This is a genomic window from Bradyrhizobium sp. USDA 4472, assembly GCF_054058595.1.
This window is the reverse complement of sequence record NZ_JBSSAM010000001.1, coordinates 3,780,045-3,796,326: the sequence shown is the minus strand read 5'-3', so window position 1 is coordinate 3,796,326 and position 16,282 is coordinate 3,780,045. Positions and strand designations below refer to the sequence as shown.

The following is a 16,282-nucleotide window of genomic DNA, read 5'->3' as shown; positions in this document are numbered from 1 at the left end:
GGAACTGTCCGGCCATGTGGTTGTTCTGTTCCGGCGCCAGACCCACATAACGCTCCGGCGGCGGCGTGTTCAGCCCCCGGACAGACTGACGAATCAAGGCTGCCGCGCCCTCCGCTGGGCGGGCGCGCAGCCGAAGGACGAGAGAAGAGATGGAAAAGGTTCCGATGACCGCGAGCGGCTTTGCCGCGCTCGGGGAAGAATTGAAGAAGCGCCAGTCCGAGGACCGTCCGCGTATCATCGAGCATATTGCGGAGGCGCGTTCGCACGGCGACCTGTCCGAGAACGCGGAATACCATGCCGCGAAGGAGGAGCAGTCCCACAATGAGGGCCGCATCGCCGAGCTGGAGGACAAGCTCGCGCGCGCCGACATCATCGACATTTCCAAGCTCTCCGGCGACACCATCAAGTTCGGCGCCACCGTGACGCTGGTCGACGAGGACACCGAGAAGAAGACGGTGTGGCAGATCGTCGGCGAGGTCGAGGCCGACGCCAAGAAGGGCCGCATCTCCATCACCTCGCCGCTGGCGCGCGCGCTGATCGGCAAGAAAAAGGGCTCGACCGTCGAGGTCAACGCGCCCGGCGGTGCCAAGGCGTACGAGATCACCAAGGTGGAGTGGCGGTAATCCACTCGAAAGCTGCCTGAAAAGCCGCGCTCTGCGCGGCTTTTTCTGTTTCGCGATATGCTCGGTGTGCAATTGTGGACCGCACCGTCCTTCGTCATGCTCGCCGCTGCCGTCCGGGGATGGGAGGACACGATGGACATCGATCGCATTGCCGCACAGAGTCAGCCTTATCTGCTCAGCCTCTTCCGCTTCGTCACCGGGCTAATGTTCTTTCACTACGGTGTCGCCAAGCTGTTCAAGTTTCCCCCGGTGGAGATGTTTTCCGACGTCGCGCCGTTATCGCTTTGGGGCGTTGCCGGCATGTTGGAATTCGTGCTCGGCGGTCTGCTGATGATCGGCCTCTTCACGCGGCTGGCCGCCTTCATCCTTTCCGGTGAGATGGCCTTCGCCTATTTCATCGAACATCTGCCGCACAGCTTCTTTCCCGTGGTCAACGACGGTGCGCTGGCGATCGTGCTGTGCTTTGCGTGTCTCTTCCTCGCCGTCGCCGGTGGCGGCCCGATCAGCGTGGATGCGCTGCGGCGCTGACTCGTCGTCTCTAGCGCCGCCCCTTCACGTCCAGCGGCACGGCCGCTTCATACTTCGAATTGTGCAGCACCAGCGACGTGCGCACGTTGCGCACATGGGGCGCGGCGGTCAGGTGCGTCACGAAGTCCTGGAAGGTGGCCATGTCGGGCGCGACGCATTTCAGGATGAAATCGACCTCGCCGGACAGCATCCAGCATTCGCGCACCAAGGGTTCGGCGCGGACGAACTGCTCGAAGGCACGCAAATCCGCTTCCGCCTGGCTGGAGAGGTGCACTGCGGCAAATACCGTGACGTCGAAACCGAGCTTTCGCGCATCCAGCAGCCCCCGGTAACCGTGGATATAGCCCTCCTCCTCCAGCGCCCGGACCCGGCGCAAGCACGGCGGGGGGGAAATACCGACCCGTTTGGCGAGTTCGACATTGGTGATTCGACCGTCGGCCTGAATCTCGGCGAGAATTTTGAGGTCGATCTCGTCTAGGTTCCGCGACACGTGATTGGAACTCCTGGCCTTACCGGCGGTATCGAATGGGTCTGTCGCAATCCTCATAGCCGAGTCCAGGAGAAATGAGCAATTTTATTGCGCGTGCAGCGCAATCGACTTTTGTTCCTTGTTGGAAAAATCCGCCGACAGGGAATGCAATTCTTGCATAGCTCACCAGAAGGCTTAGATTAGCCCTGATATTTCAGCGCCTCCGCGAGGCCTCCCGGCCCGTTCCGCGCGCGCGCTGCAAATCCCCCGTGAAAGGCGTCCATCGAAATGTCCGCTCCTGTTCATGCAAAGGTCGTCATCATTGGCTCCGGCCCCGCCGGCTACACCGCCGCGATCTACGCCGCGCGCGCGATGCTCGAGCCGATCCTGATCCAGGGCATCCAGGCGGGCGGTCAGCTCACCATCACCACCGACGTCGAGAACTATCCGGGCTTCGCCGACGTGATCCAGGGCCCCTGGCTCATGGAACAGATGGAGAAGCAGGCGGTCCATGTCGGCACCAGGATCGTCTCCGACCTCGTGGTCAAGCTCGACACCTCGCAGCGGCCGTTCCGCCTCACCTGCGACTCTGGCGACGTCTATCTCGCCGAGACCGTGATCCTGGCCACCGGCGCGCAAGCGCGCTGGCTCGGGCTGCCGTCCGAGCTCAAATTCCAGGGCGGCGGCGTGTCGGCCTGCGCCACCTGCGACGGCTTCTTCTACCGCAACAAGGAGGTCGTGGTGGTTGGCGGCGGCAATACCGCGGTCGAAGAAGCGCTGTACCTGACCAACCATGCCTCGCAGGTCACCATCGTGCATCGTCGCGACCATTTCCGCGCCGAGCGCATCCTGCAGGAACGTCTGTTCAAGCACCCGAAGATCAAGGTGGTGTGGGACTCCGCCGTCGACGAGATCTGCGGCACCGAGAACCCGAACAAGGTGACCCATATCAGGCTGAAGAACGTCAAGACCGGCACGCTGACGGATTTGAAGACCGACGGCGTCTTCATCGCCATCGGCCACGCGCCGGCGACCGAGCTCGTGAAAGACCAGATCAAGCTGAAACCGTCGGGCTATGTCGAGGTTGCTCCGAACTCGACCGCGACGTCCATCCCCGGCCTGTTCGCCGCCGGCGACGTCGCCGACGAAACCTATCGCCAGGCCGTGACGGCCGCAGGCCTCGGCTGCATGGCAGCGCTCGAGGCCGAACGTTTCTTGGCCCTGCGCGCCAGCGAGCGCGCGGCAGCGGAATAACGATCATGCCCCGAACACGCGACGGATTTACGGATATGGACTGGGACAAGCTGAAGGTGTTTCACGCGGCGGCGGAAGCGGGCAGCTTCACGCATGCGGGAGAGCAACTCGGCCTGTCGCAATCAGCGGTCTCACGCCAGGTCTCGGCGCTGGAGCAGGAGCTCTCGGTCTCGCTGTTCCACCGCCACGCCCGCGGCCTGATCCTCACTGAACAAGGCGACCTCCTGTTCCGCACCGCCCATGACGTGTTCATGCAGCTCCAGGCGGCGCGCGCGAAACTGACTGACAGCCGCGAGCGGCCGAGCGGCGATCTCAAGATCACCACCACGCCCGGCGTCGGCATCAACTGGCTGATCCCGCGGCTCGGGGAATTCACCGCGCTGTATCCGGAGATCCGGATCTCGCTCATCGTGACCGACGAGGAACTGGACCTGTCGATGCGCGAGGCCGACGTTGCGATCCGCACCCGCAAGCCGACGCAGCCGGATCTCATCCAGCGCAAGCTTTTCGCGATGGGCTTTCACGCCTATTGCTCCCCCGACTACATCAAGCGCTTCGGCACGCCGCGGACGCTGGAGGAGCTCGACTCCCACCGCATCATCACGCTCTCCGACGGCAACTTCGCGCCGCATCTGCAGAACCGCAACTGGCTGGTCGAAGCCGGCCGCAACGGCTCGGGTCCGCGCGAAGCCTATTTCAGGGTCAATAACATCCTTGGCCTCGTGCGCGCCTGTCAACAGGGCCTCGGCATCGCGGCGCTGCCGGATTATCTGATCGAAGAACAGAGCCGCCTCGTACAACTGTTCGGCGAGTCGGACTCGATCCAGCTCGATACGTATTTCGTGTATCCGGAAGAACTGAAGACCGTGGCGCGCGTGCAGGTGTTCCGCGACTTCGTGGTGAGCAAGGCGCAGCGTTGGCCGTCCTGATTTCCGCATGACTGACATGCGGCCTCGGCTGTTGCTGCATACCGCTCGCCAAGCCCATACTGTTTGCACGCTGAGCCTTCGCGTTGCGCATTTGTCCCCCTCCTCCAGTGGCGCGGGAGTTCAGTAATCCCTCTTGGAAGGTGATTGTGTCGGCCTCACGTGGCCAATACCTAAGCCGGGCCCTTCGGGTCCGGCTTTTTTTCTGTCCAAAAGTCGTTTCGCCCTCCGCGTGTATTGACAGTGCTGGGCATACCCCGCATCATTTGCAAATGATCACGAAGTCGTGCGCAATCTTGTCGAAGGCATCAGCCTCGAAAAAAGGACCCCATCCGGGGACCTCGGATTTTTGCGCGCGCTAGGCTAACTTCGTCATCGCTGCCAAATCCCGGAAACCCCGCCACCTGGACGGGGTTTTTTCATGTGCCCTCCGTCTCAGGTTCATTTGTGAGAAGGAGATAAAACATGACCGATTTGCGAACTCGTATGCACGGGCTCTGGCTGCCGCTGGTGACACCGTTTCGCGACGGCCGCCTCGACGAGGTGTCGCTGCGGCGACTGACGCGACACTACGGCGCGCAAAGCATCGACGGCTTCATCCTGGGAGCGACCTCGGGCGAAGGCATGACGCTGCGGGACGCCGAGCTCGAACGGCTCGTCGCCATCGTGCGCGACGAGATGGCGGCCGGCCGCCGCTCCATTCCGATCGGCCTCGGGCTATCGGGCGCGGACACCTCGCGGCTGAAGGAGCGGCTCGATGAGACCGCGGACTGGCCGATCGACTTCTATCTGATCGCGAGCCCCTATTATGTGCGGCCGTCGCAACGCGGGATATCAACGCATTTCGAGGCGCTGGCCGATCACGCGGCCTGGCCGCTGGCGCTCTACAACATTCCCTATCGCTGCGCCGTCGGCATCAGCAACCAGACACTGCTGCGGCTGGCCGAACATCCCAACGTCGTCGGCCTGAAGGATTGCGGCGCAAGCCGTGAGCAGTCCATTGCATTGCTGCGCGACCGGCCCAAGGATTTTCGTGTGCTCACCGGCGAGGACGCCAATTATTTCGAGGCGCTCAGCGATGGCGCCGATGGCGGAATCCTGTTGTCCGCGCATCTCGAGACCGACACCTTCGCGGCCGTCTATAGCGAGCTGAAGCGCGGCAATGCCGATGCAGCCGCAGCACGCTGGCTGGAGGTCGCGGAGCTGACCCGGCTGCTGTTCACCGAACCGAGCCCGGCGCCGGCGAAGTACTGGCTGTGGCGAGCCGGCCTGATCGATAGCCCCGAGGTGCGCCTGCCGATGGTGGAGGTGAGCAGCGAGCTCGCAGTCACCCTCGATCGCGAGATTGCACGACGGATGATGGTCGCGGCATGACTTCGTTCCTTCGCCTCTCCCCGTCACGACGGGGAGAGGGAGCGAGAGAGCGTGGCCGTGGTTAACCCGTTACGAACGGGCTTCGCTACCGCCGCATAGCGCATCCACGCCTCGTTTACGCAATGGGGCCTATCGTTCGGCTTCAACGTCTTTCAGAAGGGGGGAATGATCATGGGACATCGCGTTCGCCCGACCGCGGCGGAAATGTTCGCGCCTGCCGATTTTTTGCAGGGAATTCTGGTGGTGTCGTCGTTCGGCTTCTGGGCCGTGATGCTCGGCCTGATGCCGGTGTTGCTGTTTCGGGTCTGCCTCGCCGGCTGAGCAAGCCGGCGTGCATGGTTAACCCGGGCATCGCGATTGCGCTCAAATGCGAGCGGAACTGCAAGCCGGAATCTTAAAACCTTTCGCCTATCGTTCATGCCCATAAGCGAAGAAATCGCGGGGGCGATCTTGAACAATCAGAATGATATGGCGTCGCGCTACGACGCCACGCAGAGCTTTGACAACGCCGAGCAACAGGGCTTTTCCACCGCAGACATCATCTGGGCCGTCGGCATCTGGTCGGTGATCCTGACGTTGTCGCCGGTCATCGTGTTCTACATGCTGATGGTCGCCTGACCGTCAGTCCCCACAAACGCAAAACGCGCGGGATGGTCCGCGCGTTTGTCGTCCGGGGAAATGAATGATGAAATTAAGCCGCCTGCTTGTGCATTGCGCCTGAAGCCGACGCCGTGCCGCGAATAGCTTTCACTGAACGCTCGATCGCCGCCCACAACCTTGCAATTTCCTGGGCCGCACGGCTCTCGGCCTGATACTCACGCGCGCCTTCGCCGTGGCTGAGTGCCATCAACAAATCCGAACGATTGGTGATCTGACCGCCCCACACCGGAGCGCGGAACTTGGCCAGCGCCTCGCGGGCGATGGTGACGATCGGGCTTTCGGCCTCGTCGCGCTTGGCCGGTGCGCCGTTGAGCACGACCGCATAGGGCTTGCGCGCCGCGCGGCACATCTGAATGGTTTCCTGCACCGCGTTGACGTCGAACACGCCGGGACGCGCGGGGATGACCACCATGGTGGCATTCTTGATCGCATCGTCGACGACGGCCGACAGGTTCGGCGGCGTGTCGATCAGCACCCACTCGTAACCATCGCGCCTGGCAGCGGAGACGATGCCGCTGACCGAGTTCACCGCCGGCTTGATCGGCGGCTCGTTGGTGCCACGCAGCTTGTGCCACAGCGTGAGCGAGCCTTGCGGATCCGCATCCACGAGCATCACCTGCTTGCTCGCCTTGATCTGCGCAGCAAGATGTGCGGCCAGGGTACTCTTGCCCGAGCCGCCTTTACGCGATGCAAAAACAATGACGTTCATACCTCTGGCCTCCAGATTGACCCCAGGCCGCGAAAATGAATCACCACGCTGATTCGGGAAAGAAAAATTTATCGGCAGTCGTCTCGGCGCCACGAAATAACAAGACGTGTTGGCTTTTGAGTCACACTGCCTTGCGCAACGACGGATAAATATACTGTCGTGAACCGCCGTTCGCGCGGAAAAAGCCCGATCACAACCTGGCCGCGCAAATCCTTACCGCGCTTTTTCATCGGGCGCGCTGGCGATTGCTGCAAGCGGTTGCGCCAGTGCCGCGAACGGGCTGTCGCGGCCTGGGGAGTTCGCGCAAATTTGACGTGGGAGGCATGACGAGGTTTCAGCGAGGGAACGCGGACCGCGAGCGGCCCCGGCCTTCTCTAGCCGTCCTCCGTCGTTTTCTTCCTGGGCGCCTTCGCCTTGCCGGTCTTCTTCGCCTTTGACGTTGCCTTGGGCGCGATGTTGGTCGGCGTGGCCGCATCCCCCGACTCCGGCCCGCGGCGGAAGAACGCCGCGCATTGCGGCGACAGCTGCGACTTCTTCCGGATCATGCAGGCGGTGATGGCATCGACGTCAGGCACGAACTCGCCGCACAGCTGCATCGCATCCGGCGTGCAGGCCTGCTGCTGCTCGGGCGTGTAGGCATGGCCGGTGCCCGGCCGGACCAGAACGGCCAGGACGAGCGAGAGGCTCGCGGCAACCATGGATGTCGTGATGCGAGATGCCGGCATCTGATCCCCCAAAGTGTCGAGTCGGGCGGGATTGTGGGTGAACGGGCGTTGGTTGGCAACGAGGGCGGAGGCGAAAGGTCGGCGGCTGTGCGGTCTCGGCAACAGGAGGGCCGGTATGCCGCAAGCGTGGCCCAAACCTCGAAAACAACCCCATGCACAGTAGCCAGGCGCCGGCCCGCCTCGCGATCCTCCGCCGCTTGCGGATTTTTCGAAATTTCCTTTGACACGTCGGGCAAAACACCGGCATGATGGCATCATCCAGAAAGCGCGTGGGGTGGTGGGCCTGATCTCCCCGTGAGGGGGAGGATCGCATGGCCACCGTGTTGATCGTCGCGCCGGTGTTTGCGCTGATCGCGGCCGGCTATGCGTCGGTGCTGTTTCGCTTCGTCTCCGAGGGCGCGCACAAGGGCATCTCCGAATTCGCCTTCAGCATCGCGATCCCCGCGCTGCTGTTTCGCACCATCGTCGTGTCTGATTTCCCCGACGTCAGCCCCTACAGGATGTGGGGCGCCTATTACGGCGCGCTCGCGCTGACCTGGATCGCGGCGCTTCTGATCTCGGCGCTGTTGCGCGAACGTCGCGAGGACCGGGAGGACGGCGTCGTGTTCGCGATCGGCTCGGTCTACGGCAACATCGTGATGCTCGGCATCCCCTTGGTGCTCTCGGCGCTCGGCAACGAGGCCGCGGGGCCGATGTCGCTGATCCTGTCGGTCAACACGCCGCTGCTGTGGCTCTGCGGCATTTTGCAGATGGAGTTCGTCAGCCGCAAGAAGGGCAGCTCGCTTCTCGCGGTGCTCCGGCCCGTGCTCGCCGATCTCGCGCGCAATCCGCTGATGCTCGGCATCGGCTTTGGCGTGGTCTGGCGCTTCACCGGCCTCGGCCTCAACCCGGTCGTCGACAGGACGATCGAGCTGCTCGCGCAGGCGGGATCGCCGGCCGCGCTGATCGCGCTCGGCATCAATTTGTTTCGCTTCGAGGTGAAGGGCGAGACGCTGAGCGTCGTCGTGATGTGCGCGCTCAAGCTGCTGGCGATGCCGGCCACAGCCTTTGCGCTCGCCAAGCTGTTGAACCTGCCGCCGGTGGCCACCGGCGCCATCGTGCTGTTCGCGGCGATGCCGACCGGCGCGAATGCCTATATCTTTGCTGCGCAATATCAGCGGCTGGTGAACCCGGTATCCGGCGCGGTCGCACTGGGGACGCTGCTGGCGGCGGTGACATTGCCGGTGGTGGTGATGGCGGTGGCAGGGTGAGGCAGGCCGGAAGAACCGCGCAGCGGATGTCCCTCATCCTGAAGTTGTCCATGCCGAACAACACCCGCCCGCCACGCGATCGCCATCTTGATCTGGCTCAACTCACCCCGGATAAAAGTCGATATGGTGGCCTCGGTGATCACCCCCGGCAGATATTCCGTTTGGTTCAAGACGCCCGTCGGCGAAGGCGCCGGCGTCGTCGAGTTCGCCCCTGACGGGACGCTCGACGGCGGCGATTCCACGTTTGCCTATGCGGGGCACTGGTCGCAGCAGGGCGAGCACTTCGAAGCCAGCCTTTCCGCCCGGCGCGTGGAGCCGGGGCCGCCCGGTGTCTTCGGATTGGATGAGCTCGACATCGTCGTCTCGGGCCGCTCGACAGACGACTCATCCACCCCCTGCACGGGCTTCGCAAAACAAGCGCCGGGGTTGAAGCTCGAACTGGAGCTGGTGCGGATCGTTGGGGATCATTGACGGTGGTGCGCGCGCTCGCTGGATGACGGCACGCGCTCAGCAGCGATCGAGAGTTTGGTGTGCTCTCCTGCAATCCCCCTGTCCGATCCGAAACATGGCGCCTCTTGGCTTGATGGCGAACCCGGCGTAGCATCGATATGCGTTCATCGGAGGATGACACAATGCACCGCTACCGGCTGGTCTGCGTTGCCATCATTTGCTTTGCGGCCGCCCTTCTCATCAGCTTCCCGCAAGCGAAGGCGGTCTATTGGCGCGGCATTACAGCGCCCACCGATATCGACATTCACGGGTGGCCTATCATCAAAGAGCCGCCTCCAAGCCGATGTCAGTGGATACGGGTCAGCGGTGGCTACTGGGTCCGGCAGTGCCTCTACTAGGCTGAGATGAACCGCACGGGCCAGCCGGCTTTGATGGCGATGCGCATCATTGCGGCGGCTTGTCGTTTGGGTGAGCGCGAGGCTCTGGATCGGTCGCGGCCATCGTGATGCGCGTGCAAAACCTCAGCTTTGATGCCTGGCTGGAGCACTCATTTGGACGCGAGGTTCGCTTTCAGCAGGCACCGTGGTATTTCGATCCCGAACATGATTGGTGGGACCCGCATCCCGCGGAAGCCGTATCCCATCTCACGCGCCTGTTTGAAGATCCCGAGCCGCCGTTATCGGGCTTTGCCGACAGCCAAATTGCGCAGGGCTTGACCTACCTCGTCAATACGAGCGCAAGCGGCGACGTCGGATGGCTTTGCTCGACTGATGTGCCGGTCAGGGACCGGCTCCGCTGCGTGGAGTCCGTCGCAACGCTGTTTGCGAAATTGTTCGAGCCGCGCTGCACGCCCAGTCTGTGTCACCTGAGCGAAGCCGATGCCGGAACACTGAACTGTGTCTGCTACATGTGGTGGGATACGTTTCCGCGCTTGACGCTTGCCGGCGAACCCGATCTGCCGACTCTCCACGAGACCGCGCTGCGCACGATGGAGCGCACCCTCTGCCTCAACTCGATTGCGTGCCAGGAAAGCGCTCTGCACGGGTTGGGACACTGGCAACGAGACTACGATCAGAAGGTCGGCCAAATCATCGATCGCTTTTGCGACGCGCATCCCCGAGCCGACCCGCGGCTTTTGGCCTACGCGAAATCGGCCCGTTGCGGATGCGTGTTGTGATCGTTGAGCAACGCGGCGTGCCATTGGCTGACGCCAGCGGCGAGGATCTGCCGACGAGACGGCTGAAGGGGGAGCTCAATTAAGGAACGTCGTTGGTTCGGCGGACGAGAAGGAGGGTGAGCTAGAACTGCGCTGGCAGCACGCCGTAACATCCCAGTGAAATTACGGAATTGCGGTGACAGTGGTGGACTGCACAAAACTCCGGCAGAACAGTGCGCGCCATCCGCCAGGTTACTACCAAACATTTAAGCGTTTGGTTGCAATTGCGAAGTATCGTGACCGCAGATAATCGCGCGGTTTTGCCTGGTGCCATGATGTCAGATCTTTCCTTTCCGGAACGCTCATCCGTCAGTCGACAGAAGGGCATCAGCCTGCGATGGCGGTTGCTGGTCGGCAATCTGATCACGAGTCTTCTCGCGGTGGCTTTCGCGGCGGCAATCGCCTGGAACGGATGGGGCGATCTCCGCAAGAGCGAGGCCGCGGCGCGCGCGCTGTCCGCATTCGAGCTGGTGATGAAGGCCAACAGCCGGATCCCGGCCGAACGCTCCGCCTGGTTCGTGGTCATGGGTCTGGCCGACGCTGCCACGCCCGAGAACCTGTCCGCTCTGGACAAGGCAGTCGCCACCACGGATGACGCGATCGGTGCCGCAAAGCAGGCCATTCGCGCGGCTGAGCTGCCGGTGGGATCGATCGAAGCCGCCGAAACAGCCTTGCAGAATACTCGCAATGTCGCGCGTCAGGCGGCGATGCAGCCCAAGGCGCAGCGCCCCGCCAACAGCCAGGCGACCATCGTCGACGGTCTGGCCCGCGCGGTCGATGCGCTCACGGCGGCGACAAGCGAAGCCTTGATCAGCCTGTCGCGCGCCGGAAGCGACATCGAGAATCTGCTGCCGTCGGCAGAACTCGCGCAAAGAGCGCAAGGCATGCGCGCGATCAACGGGTCCCGTGCGGCCGTGCTCGGCCTTCTGGTCCGTAAACAACCGCTGTCTGCGGCACAGATCGTCGAAGCGACGGAGCTGAGCGGCCAGGTCGCGCTGATCTGGAAGCAGATCGAGCAAGGTGTGCACAATGCCGGAGATCCGCCCGAGCTCGTGAACGCCATCAAGCAGGTGCGCACGACGCTGATGGATGAAGGCGAGCCACGGTTTCGTGACGTCGCCGCGGCCGCACGCGAAGGGCGTCCCTCCCCGGTCGGCGAGGCCGACTGGGGGACCGTCCTGAACAGTGTGCTGGGTCTGCGCGACGCCGCCTTAAGCTTCGCCCACAAGGCCAATGACGCCGCGATCGCGCAGGCGCAGACGCGGCTCGTCTGGGCGCTTGCGGCTCTCTTCGTCGTGCTCGCCACCTCGCTCGCAGTGGTCGTCGCGGTGATGCGCCAGGTCATCCGACCGCTGACGCGACTGACGGGCGCGACGCTGCGGCTTGCCGACCGCGACCTCGATGTTGCAATTCCGGACGGACATCGCGGGGACGAGATCGGGACCATGGCAAACGCGCTCCAGATCTTCAAGGATGCGTTGATCGCGAAGAAACTCGCGGACGAGGCAGCCGCGCGTGATGCCGAAGCGCAGATCGCGCGCAGTCGCCGCGTCGACACCATCACGCGCAATTTCGAGGCCATGGTCAGCGAGATCGTTGACACGGTTTCGTCCGCAGCGACCGAACTCGAGGCTTCCGCCGGCACACTGAACACCACGGCCGATCGGTCCAAGGTGCTGACGATGGCTGTCGCGGACGCCTCGAACGAAGCCTCCGCCAACGTGCAGTCGGTAGCCTCCGCCACCGAGGAGCTGACCTCCTCGGTCAACGAGATCAGCCGCCAGGTTCAGGAATCCGCACGCATCGCCGGAGACGCAGTCGAGCAGGCTTGCCGCACCAATGAACGCGTCAGCGAATTGTCGCAGGCCGCGGGTCGGATCGGTGACGTCGTGGAACTGATCGACTCGATCGCCAGCCAAACCAATCTGCTGGCGCTGAACGCCACCATCGAGGCGGCGCGCGCCGGCGATACCGGCCGCGGCTTTGCCGTGGTCGCCTCCGAGGTGAAAGCGCTGGCGCAGCAGACGGCGAAAGCAACCGAGGAAATCCGTCAACAGATTACCAGCGTCCAGTCCGCGACACAGGAATCGGTCGGCGCCATCAGGGAGATCAGCGGCACGATCGAGAAGCTGTCGGAGATCTCCTCGACCATCGCTGCCGCCGTCGAAGAGCAAGGCGCGGCCACGCAGGAAATCGCCCGCAACGTGCAGCAGGCGGCGAACGGCACCCAGCAGGTCTCCGCAAACATCACCGACGTCCGGCACGGCGCGAGCGAGACCGGCTCCGCCTCCTCGCAGGTGTTGGCGACCGCCCAGTTGCTCGCCGCAGACTCCGGCCGTCTCAAGCTCGAGGTCGGGAAGTTTCTGGAAGACATGCGCGCGGCGTAACCGCACTCCGTCGGCCGGCGAGCGCCGGCGCTGTGATCAGCGTTCGGCGAAGGATAGTCTGCGCAGATCTGCGCGGCGCGCCCGATGGCGAGGTGTCAATATCTGACGATGATCTCGATCTGACGCGATTGGTACAGTTGGGTGGGAACCCCAAACCATCGTTTACTCGTTGATAAATCAAGCGTATTTTGCGCGCTCACGTCGTCTTTTGTACTGGGGTTTTGTATCGGCTTCAAGGGCGCAGGCTGTGATCATAGACATCGAGCAGGTAGACGCTTGGCCTCACGAATTGCTTGCCCGCCTGAGCGCGAACTACGATGCTCTCTACGGGTGGGAAGCGGATGAGGACCGCCCCACGGGTGCCGCTTATGATCGGGCTATTGGAGACGTGAACAGCGCGCTCCAGCCTCACTCATTGGTTGGGTGGCATTGCACCCGTCTAACCGACGAAGAAGTCGCAATCATTCGCGCGACCGGGCTCTCGCTCCCCAACGCCAAAAAGCTGGACGTACGAATTGACCGAGTTGTCAGCAGTGGCCAGTTGGACCCTGATGTCGCTGCGCGCCTTAAGGCCAAAAATCAAGCAGACGAACCATACCGGGCCGGCAGGCTTTCGTTCTGCTTCTTTGCACCGTCCAAAGCGGGAGAGGCAGGCATCAATCGTTTCTTTCGGTGTTGGGGCGGGGAAGCACTCTACAATTCCCACGAGCGCGACCCGGTCAACTCGAAGGCGCTGGGCGCAATCGGAACGCCCTGCATTGTCGAGGCGGAAGTGCCCATTTCACACCTCGGGGGGAACCCGGGTTTGGCTTTTAATATCGTTCGCCGCTACCTGATCCACCGAGGCCACCAGACTAACGAACCCTACGATCACGCAGACCGTATCGTTCAGCCGCTGTCCGCCGCGTACGTTCGCGAAATCCACATGTTTCCGGAAGAACGGTTCTTGGAACTCTCTGGGTGCGCAGATTGGCGAAAGCCTCTTTAGAAACACGGCGCCCAGTGATTCGACCGTGATCTAGCGTTTCTTGCGGTCTCCCCGGTGCCTAAGTGAAGGTAATTTTGCCGTCAGTCAGGTAGCTCGGGACATTAAGCCGTGGCGCGCGCGGGTGCTTTGCAAAGATTGTCCGAAGGTTCATCAAGCCCAAGTATGTCTCTCTGAAAACGGCGTGCTGCTTCTCATCAAACTCCTTGGAATACTCATTCTCTTGCAGCTTGTGAGCCGGTGCCTGGCGTTCACGCCGTATGCGCCTCAGTGGCCCCACAATGGCGGCCATTGCCTCCTCTTCCTCGTGCCATCTTACCGCACGACGCAACCAAGCATCGAGCAGGCTAAGAGTGCTTCGCCGTTCAATCACTATCTTGCCATCCTCGCGGACGCGCTCGTTTTCCAGTTCGACTTTCCCACGGAAGAACTCGTGATTGAGATTTTCCGAGAGCAGTTTGTCCATTGAAAGAATGAAGTCGTTGTAGTTCTTGAGTGTCGGCCTGAAGAACGGATTGAAGCCGGCGGGACTTTGTTCGCCCTCGTAAGCTTCTCGGAAAAGATTTCCACCCCAGATGCCTGTTGTGAGTTCGTTCAGAAGTCGCATCTCGGTCAGAATTGCAGTGATGTACGATACGTACTCGGGCCACTCTCCGAGGTAAGAACTGCGATAGTACTCAGGGTGAAGCTTGACCTTGCCGCCATGGCGAAAGGAATTCCAGTACTGCTGATGTTCGGGTGAGAGGTCGGAGAGGTAGCGTAGAAACACCACAGCCAATCTCGTGTCGTCCTCTGCGTAGCCGACCCCGAACGATTGCAGGAAGACCTTGTCCCTCTCAGGCATGTTGGCATTGGCCCCATCGCTGTCACTTAAGGAAAGCGATCCTGCATGGTCGTAAAAATTGAAATGGTATCTTGGATCGTTCTGATACCGCTCCAACACACCGAGGTCGAACCCTTCCCAATCGAGTTGGGCCGCTGCGAGCATCAGTTTCTTGGTAAATGGCCGATCACTGAACTGGTCAACGTCCCTTAATTCTCGTACCAAGTCTGCGCAGGGATAAAGGCATACGCCCTCAGGCGGCTCGCTTGCCAGCAGTTCGACTTGATCGTCAACCGGCAGGTCACGCAGTCGCTTGATGTGCGGGTTTATGGAGACGCTTGCGAAAGCGCAGGTAATGCGATTGCGTTTGACGCATTCGACTACCGCCTCTCGCGTGACGTTCGCATCCAGGTCTGGCAAACTGTTGAGCAAGTACTTCAGCAGGAGACCGTTGAAGTCGCCTGAGCTTATGAAGTGCTCACCAACGAGCGTTTCGATTTCACGCTCAACCATCACGCACCCATTGATACGCTGCGGCACAGGGCCCGCAAGCCATGCAAAACGGGCCTCGGGGTTTCAGCGCCGCGAGTATTCAACGCAACCATTCGCAATGCCATTTGTATCGCCTTTTGTATTTTGGCGACGCAAATCCCTGTGGACTATCAATAAGTTGCTGAGAGTACGGACTTATCCGCAGCGGTGGTACAGTTGGGTGGGCTCGAACCACCGACCTCCTGTTCCACAGACAGGCGCTCTAACCAACTGAGCTACAACTGCATCCTTGCGAGCCGCGCCTTGGGGGCGCCCTGAGAGGGCCGTGCCGAGGGGGGCTGGACGGGGCGGAAACTAGGTGCAACGGGGGTTTTTGGCAAGGCCGCAAACGGAGGAAAAACCGGGGTAAAGCACCTTCGGCGCGATCAAATCGGGCTTCGGGGCGCCCCTGAGGGTGTTGCGCTCACCTTGACCGCATGCGGCGAGATTCCCCTGGAGGAGAGAGCCCTCTCCCGGCCTCTCCCGCGAGCCGAGCGGGAGAGGTGAAGAAAAAACCCGGGCCGCTGGGCGCCCGGGTTTCCTGACTTGCTCGATCCGCCGTTTTGATCAGGCCGCGGGATGGGAGAACTTCGCGACGCTGGCCTTGATCGGCTCGGCGGCCTCGGCGGCGACGCGCTGGGTCAGCTCGACGAGCTCCTTGGCCTGGGCCTGGAAGGTCTCGAGCTGCTGGCGGGCGTGGCCGGTCCAGAGCTGGAAGGCGTCGGTCGGCGACTTGGTGCCGAGCAGCTCCTGGGTGAAGTCGAGATGGGCCGTGGTGTTGGCCTTCGCGAACTCCATCAGCTTGGCGGTGTACTCGCTCGCGCCCTTGCTGGCGGAGGCGAACACGGCCTCGACGGTGCCGTTGTGGGTTTCAGCGGCGTCCTTGAACTTGGCGTAGTTCTCGCGGGCCTGCGAAACGCCCTTTTCGGCGAACGCACGCATCTGCTCGGGAACCTCGAACGGAATGATCGAGGCAGAAAACGGATCAGTCGCACCTGTCATGGTTGGTCCCTCTCGATAATGAAAAAATGGAGTGAGCCTTCTGGCGCGCCCGCCGGCCAACCGGGGCCATTTCTTGTTACGAATGGCGGGAACGAAGACTGGAAACGCAAAACAAACGAGATAGATCGTTCCAGCGGCAGTACTATCGCTGCCTAACATGTCAACATTGTGCAGCGCAATGCGACATCGAGCTGCTTGCGAGAATTTAATCCCGGAAGGCGAGGTTCCCAGGGTTGGGAACCAAGGGTTGCGGTGGCGAGCACCGCTCTTTCCGTTTCCACTCCCTTCGCCCGAATCCTGCGGATGCCGCCGCACTGCGCCTTGCGGGTTCGGCCACATTAAGGTTATCGCGGCATTAGGGCTCTCAGGC

General features: G+C 62.2%; 17 protein-coding genes and 1 tRNA gene. 12 read left to right on the top strand and 6 right to left on the bottom strand.

The genetic code is table 11. The features are described 5' to 3' along the window. Positions 1–149: 149 nt before the first annotated feature. On the top strand, positions 150–623 hold the full coding sequence (greA, locus tag ACVWZ4_RS17605) for a transcription elongation factor GreA (protein ID WP_018318257.1): 474 nt from the start codon (positions 150–152) through the stop codon (positions 621–623). A 132-nt stretch (positions 624–755) separates the two neighbouring features. Further along, positions 756–1,151 carry a DoxX family protein gene (locus tag ACVWZ4_RS17600; RefSeq protein WP_456737318.1) on the top strand — a complete coding sequence of 132 codons (396 nt, stop codon included), beginning with the start codon at positions 756–758 and terminating at the stop codon, positions 1,149–1,151. A gap of 10 nt (positions 1,152–1,161) precedes the next feature. Here ACVWZ4_RS17600 and ACVWZ4_RS17595 read toward each other — a convergent pair whose 3' ends face one another. Beyond that, positions 1,162–1,641 carry an Lrp/AsnC family transcriptional regulator gene (locus ACVWZ4_RS17595; RefSeq protein ID WP_027551801.1) on the bottom strand — a complete coding sequence of 160 codons (480 nt, stop codon included), beginning with the start codon at positions 1,639–1,641 and terminating at the stop codon, positions 1,162–1,164. 267 nt (positions 1,642–1,908) lie between these two features. On the opposite strand from ACVWZ4_RS17595, the gene trxB reads away from it, so the two are divergent. The 5 genes from trxB (at position 1,909) to ACVWZ4_RS17570 (ending at position 5,792) form a co-directional block, all read left to right on the top strand. Beyond that, positions 1,909–2,874, top strand: a complete 966-nt coding sequence (gene trxB / locus ACVWZ4_RS17590) for a thioredoxin-disulfide reductase (protein WP_456699550.1) — start codon at positions 1,909–1,911, stop codon at positions 2,872–2,874. A gap of 5 nt (positions 2,875–2,879) precedes the next feature. Then, the gene (locus ACVWZ4_RS17585; RefSeq protein ID WP_027534296.1) at positions 2,880–3,803 is read left to right on the top strand and encodes a LysR family transcriptional regulator; all 924 of its coding nucleotides are present in this window, start codon (positions 2,880–2,882) and stop codon (positions 3,801–3,803) included. A gap of 462 nt (positions 3,804–4,265) precedes the next feature. Further along, positions 4,266–5,174: a 4-hydroxy-tetrahydrodipicolinate synthase family protein gene (locus ACVWZ4_RS17580; RefSeq protein WP_456740835.1), complete on the top strand. Its 909-nt coding sequence runs from the start codon at positions 4,266–4,268 to the stop codon at positions 5,172–5,174. A gap of 171 nt (positions 5,175–5,345) precedes the next feature. Beyond that, complete coding sequence (locus tag ACVWZ4_RS17575) at positions 5,346–5,495, top strand: hypothetical protein (protein WP_456699552.1); 150 nt, start codon at positions 5,346–5,348, stop codon at positions 5,493–5,495. 96 nt (positions 5,496–5,591) lie between these two features. After that, on the top strand, positions 5,592–5,792 hold the full coding sequence (locus ACVWZ4_RS17570) for a hypothetical protein (protein WP_456699553.1): 201 nt from the start codon (positions 5,592–5,594) through the stop codon (positions 5,790–5,792). 73 nt (positions 5,793–5,865) lie between these two features. Here the strand turns inward: ACVWZ4_RS17570 and ACVWZ4_RS17565 are convergent, their stop codons facing one another. Both ACVWZ4_RS17565 and ACVWZ4_RS17560 read right to left on the bottom strand, forming a co-directional pair. Next, positions 5,866–6,543: an AAA family ATPase gene (locus ACVWZ4_RS17565; protein ID WP_456699554.1), complete on the bottom strand. Its 678-nt coding sequence runs from the start codon at positions 6,541–6,543 to the stop codon at positions 5,866–5,868. Between the two features lie 374 nt (positions 6,544–6,917). Beyond that, positions 6,918–7,268 (bottom strand): hypothetical protein, encoded by a 351-nt coding sequence (locus tag ACVWZ4_RS17560; protein WP_456740834.1) that lies wholly within the window; start codon positions 7,266–7,268, stop codon positions 6,918–6,920. 311 nt (positions 7,269–7,579) lie between these two features. Between ACVWZ4_RS17560 and ACVWZ4_RS17555 the strand changes: the two genes are divergently transcribed. The 5 genes from ACVWZ4_RS17555 (at position 7,580) to ACVWZ4_RS17535 (ending at position 13,559) form a co-directional block, all read left to right on the top strand. Further along, on the top strand, positions 7,580–8,518 hold the full coding sequence (locus ACVWZ4_RS17555; protein WP_456740833.1) for an AEC family transporter: 939 nt from the start codon (positions 7,580–7,582) through the stop codon (positions 8,516–8,518). Between the two features lie 87 nt (positions 8,519–8,605). Beyond that, the gene (locus ACVWZ4_RS17550) at positions 8,606–8,989 is read left to right on the top strand and encodes a hypothetical protein (protein ID WP_456740832.1); all 384 of its coding nucleotides are present in this window, start codon (positions 8,606–8,608) and stop codon (positions 8,987–8,989) included. Between the two features lie 484 nt (positions 8,990–9,473). Continuing rightward, positions 9,474–10,145: a hypothetical protein gene (locus ACVWZ4_RS17545; protein WP_456740831.1), complete on the top strand. Its 672-nt coding sequence runs from the start codon at positions 9,474–9,476 to the stop codon at positions 10,143–10,145. 314 nt (positions 10,146–10,459) lie between these two features. Beyond that, a complete protein-coding gene (locus ACVWZ4_RS17540; RefSeq protein ID WP_456740830.1) occupies positions 10,460–12,571 on the top strand; it encodes a methyl-accepting chemotaxis protein in 2,112 nt (703 codons plus the stop codon). Between the two features lie 247 nt (positions 12,572–12,818). Next, on the top strand, positions 12,819–13,559 hold the full coding sequence (locus tag ACVWZ4_RS17535; protein WP_456740829.1) for a hypothetical protein: 741 nt from the start codon (positions 12,819–12,821) through the stop codon (positions 13,557–13,559). 58 nt (positions 13,560–13,617) lie between these two features. Here ACVWZ4_RS17535 and ACVWZ4_RS17530 read toward each other — a convergent pair whose 3' ends face one another. The 3 genes from ACVWZ4_RS17530 to ACVWZ4_RS17520 all read right to left on the bottom strand — a co-directional run bounded on the left by ACVWZ4_RS17530 (position 13,618) and on the right by ACVWZ4_RS17520 (position 15,912). Beyond that, positions 13,618–14,892, bottom strand: a complete 1,275-nt coding sequence (locus ACVWZ4_RS17530; RefSeq protein WP_456740828.1) for a hypothetical protein — start codon at positions 14,890–14,892, stop codon at positions 13,618–13,620. A gap of 187 nt (positions 14,893–15,079) precedes the next feature. Beyond that, positions 15,080–15,156 (bottom strand) — tRNA-His (locus tag ACVWZ4_RS17525). Positions 15,157–15,477: 321 nt separating this feature from the next. Next, complete coding sequence (locus ACVWZ4_RS17520) at positions 15,478–15,912, bottom strand: phasin (protein WP_456699569.1); 435 nt, start codon at positions 15,910–15,912, stop codon at positions 15,478–15,480. Positions 15,913–16,282 lie beyond the last annotated feature (370 nt).

Coding starts and splice junctions, on each gene's coding strand:
- greA (WP_018318257.1), top strand. CDS start 150: ATGGAAAAGGTTCCGATGACCGCGAGCGGCTTTGCCGCGCTCGGGGAA.
- ACVWZ4_RS17600 (WP_456737318.1), top strand. CDS start 756: ATGGACATCGATCGCATTGCCGCACAGAGTCAGCCTTATCTGCTCAGC.
- trxB (WP_456699550.1), top strand. CDS start 1,909: ATGTCCGCTCCTGTTCATGCAAAGGTCGTCATCATTGGCTCCGGCCCC.
- ACVWZ4_RS17585 (WP_027534296.1), top strand. CDS start 2,880: ATGCCCCGAACACGCGACGGATTTACGGATATGGACTGGGACAAGCTG.
- ACVWZ4_RS17580 (WP_456740835.1), top strand. CDS start 4,266: ATGACCGATTTGCGAACTCGTATGCACGGGCTCTGGCTGCCGCTGGTG.
- ACVWZ4_RS17575 (WP_456699552.1), top strand. CDS start 5,346: ATGGGACATCGCGTTCGCCCGACCGCGGCGGAAATGTTCGCGCCTGCC.
- ACVWZ4_RS17570 (WP_456699553.1), top strand. CDS start 5,592: ATGCCCATAAGCGAAGAAATCGCGGGGGCGATCTTGAACAATCAGAAT.
- ACVWZ4_RS17565 (WP_456699554.1), bottom strand. CDS start 6,543: ATGAACGTCATTGTTTTTGCATCGCGTAAAGGCGGCTCGGGCAAGAGT.
- ACVWZ4_RS17560 (WP_456740834.1), bottom strand. CDS start 7,268: ATGCCGGCATCTCGCATCACGACATCCATGGTTGCCGCGAGCCTCTCG.
- ACVWZ4_RS17555 (WP_456740833.1), top strand. CDS start 7,580: ATGGCCACCGTGTTGATCGTCGCGCCGGTGTTTGCGCTGATCGCGGCC.
- ACVWZ4_RS17545 (WP_456740831.1), top strand. CDS start 9,474: ATGCGCGTGCAAAACCTCAGCTTTGATGCCTGGCTGGAGCACTCATTT.
- ACVWZ4_RS17540 (WP_456740830.1), top strand. CDS start 10,460: ATGTCAGATCTTTCCTTTCCGGAACGCTCATCCGTCAGTCGACAGAAG.
- ACVWZ4_RS17530 (WP_456740828.1), bottom strand. CDS start 14,892: ATGGTTGAGCGTGAAATCGAAACGCTCGTTGGTGAGCACTTCATAAGC.
- ACVWZ4_RS17520 (WP_456699569.1), bottom strand. CDS start 15,912: ATGACAGGTGCGACTGATCCGTTTTCTGCCTCGATCATTCCGTTCGAG.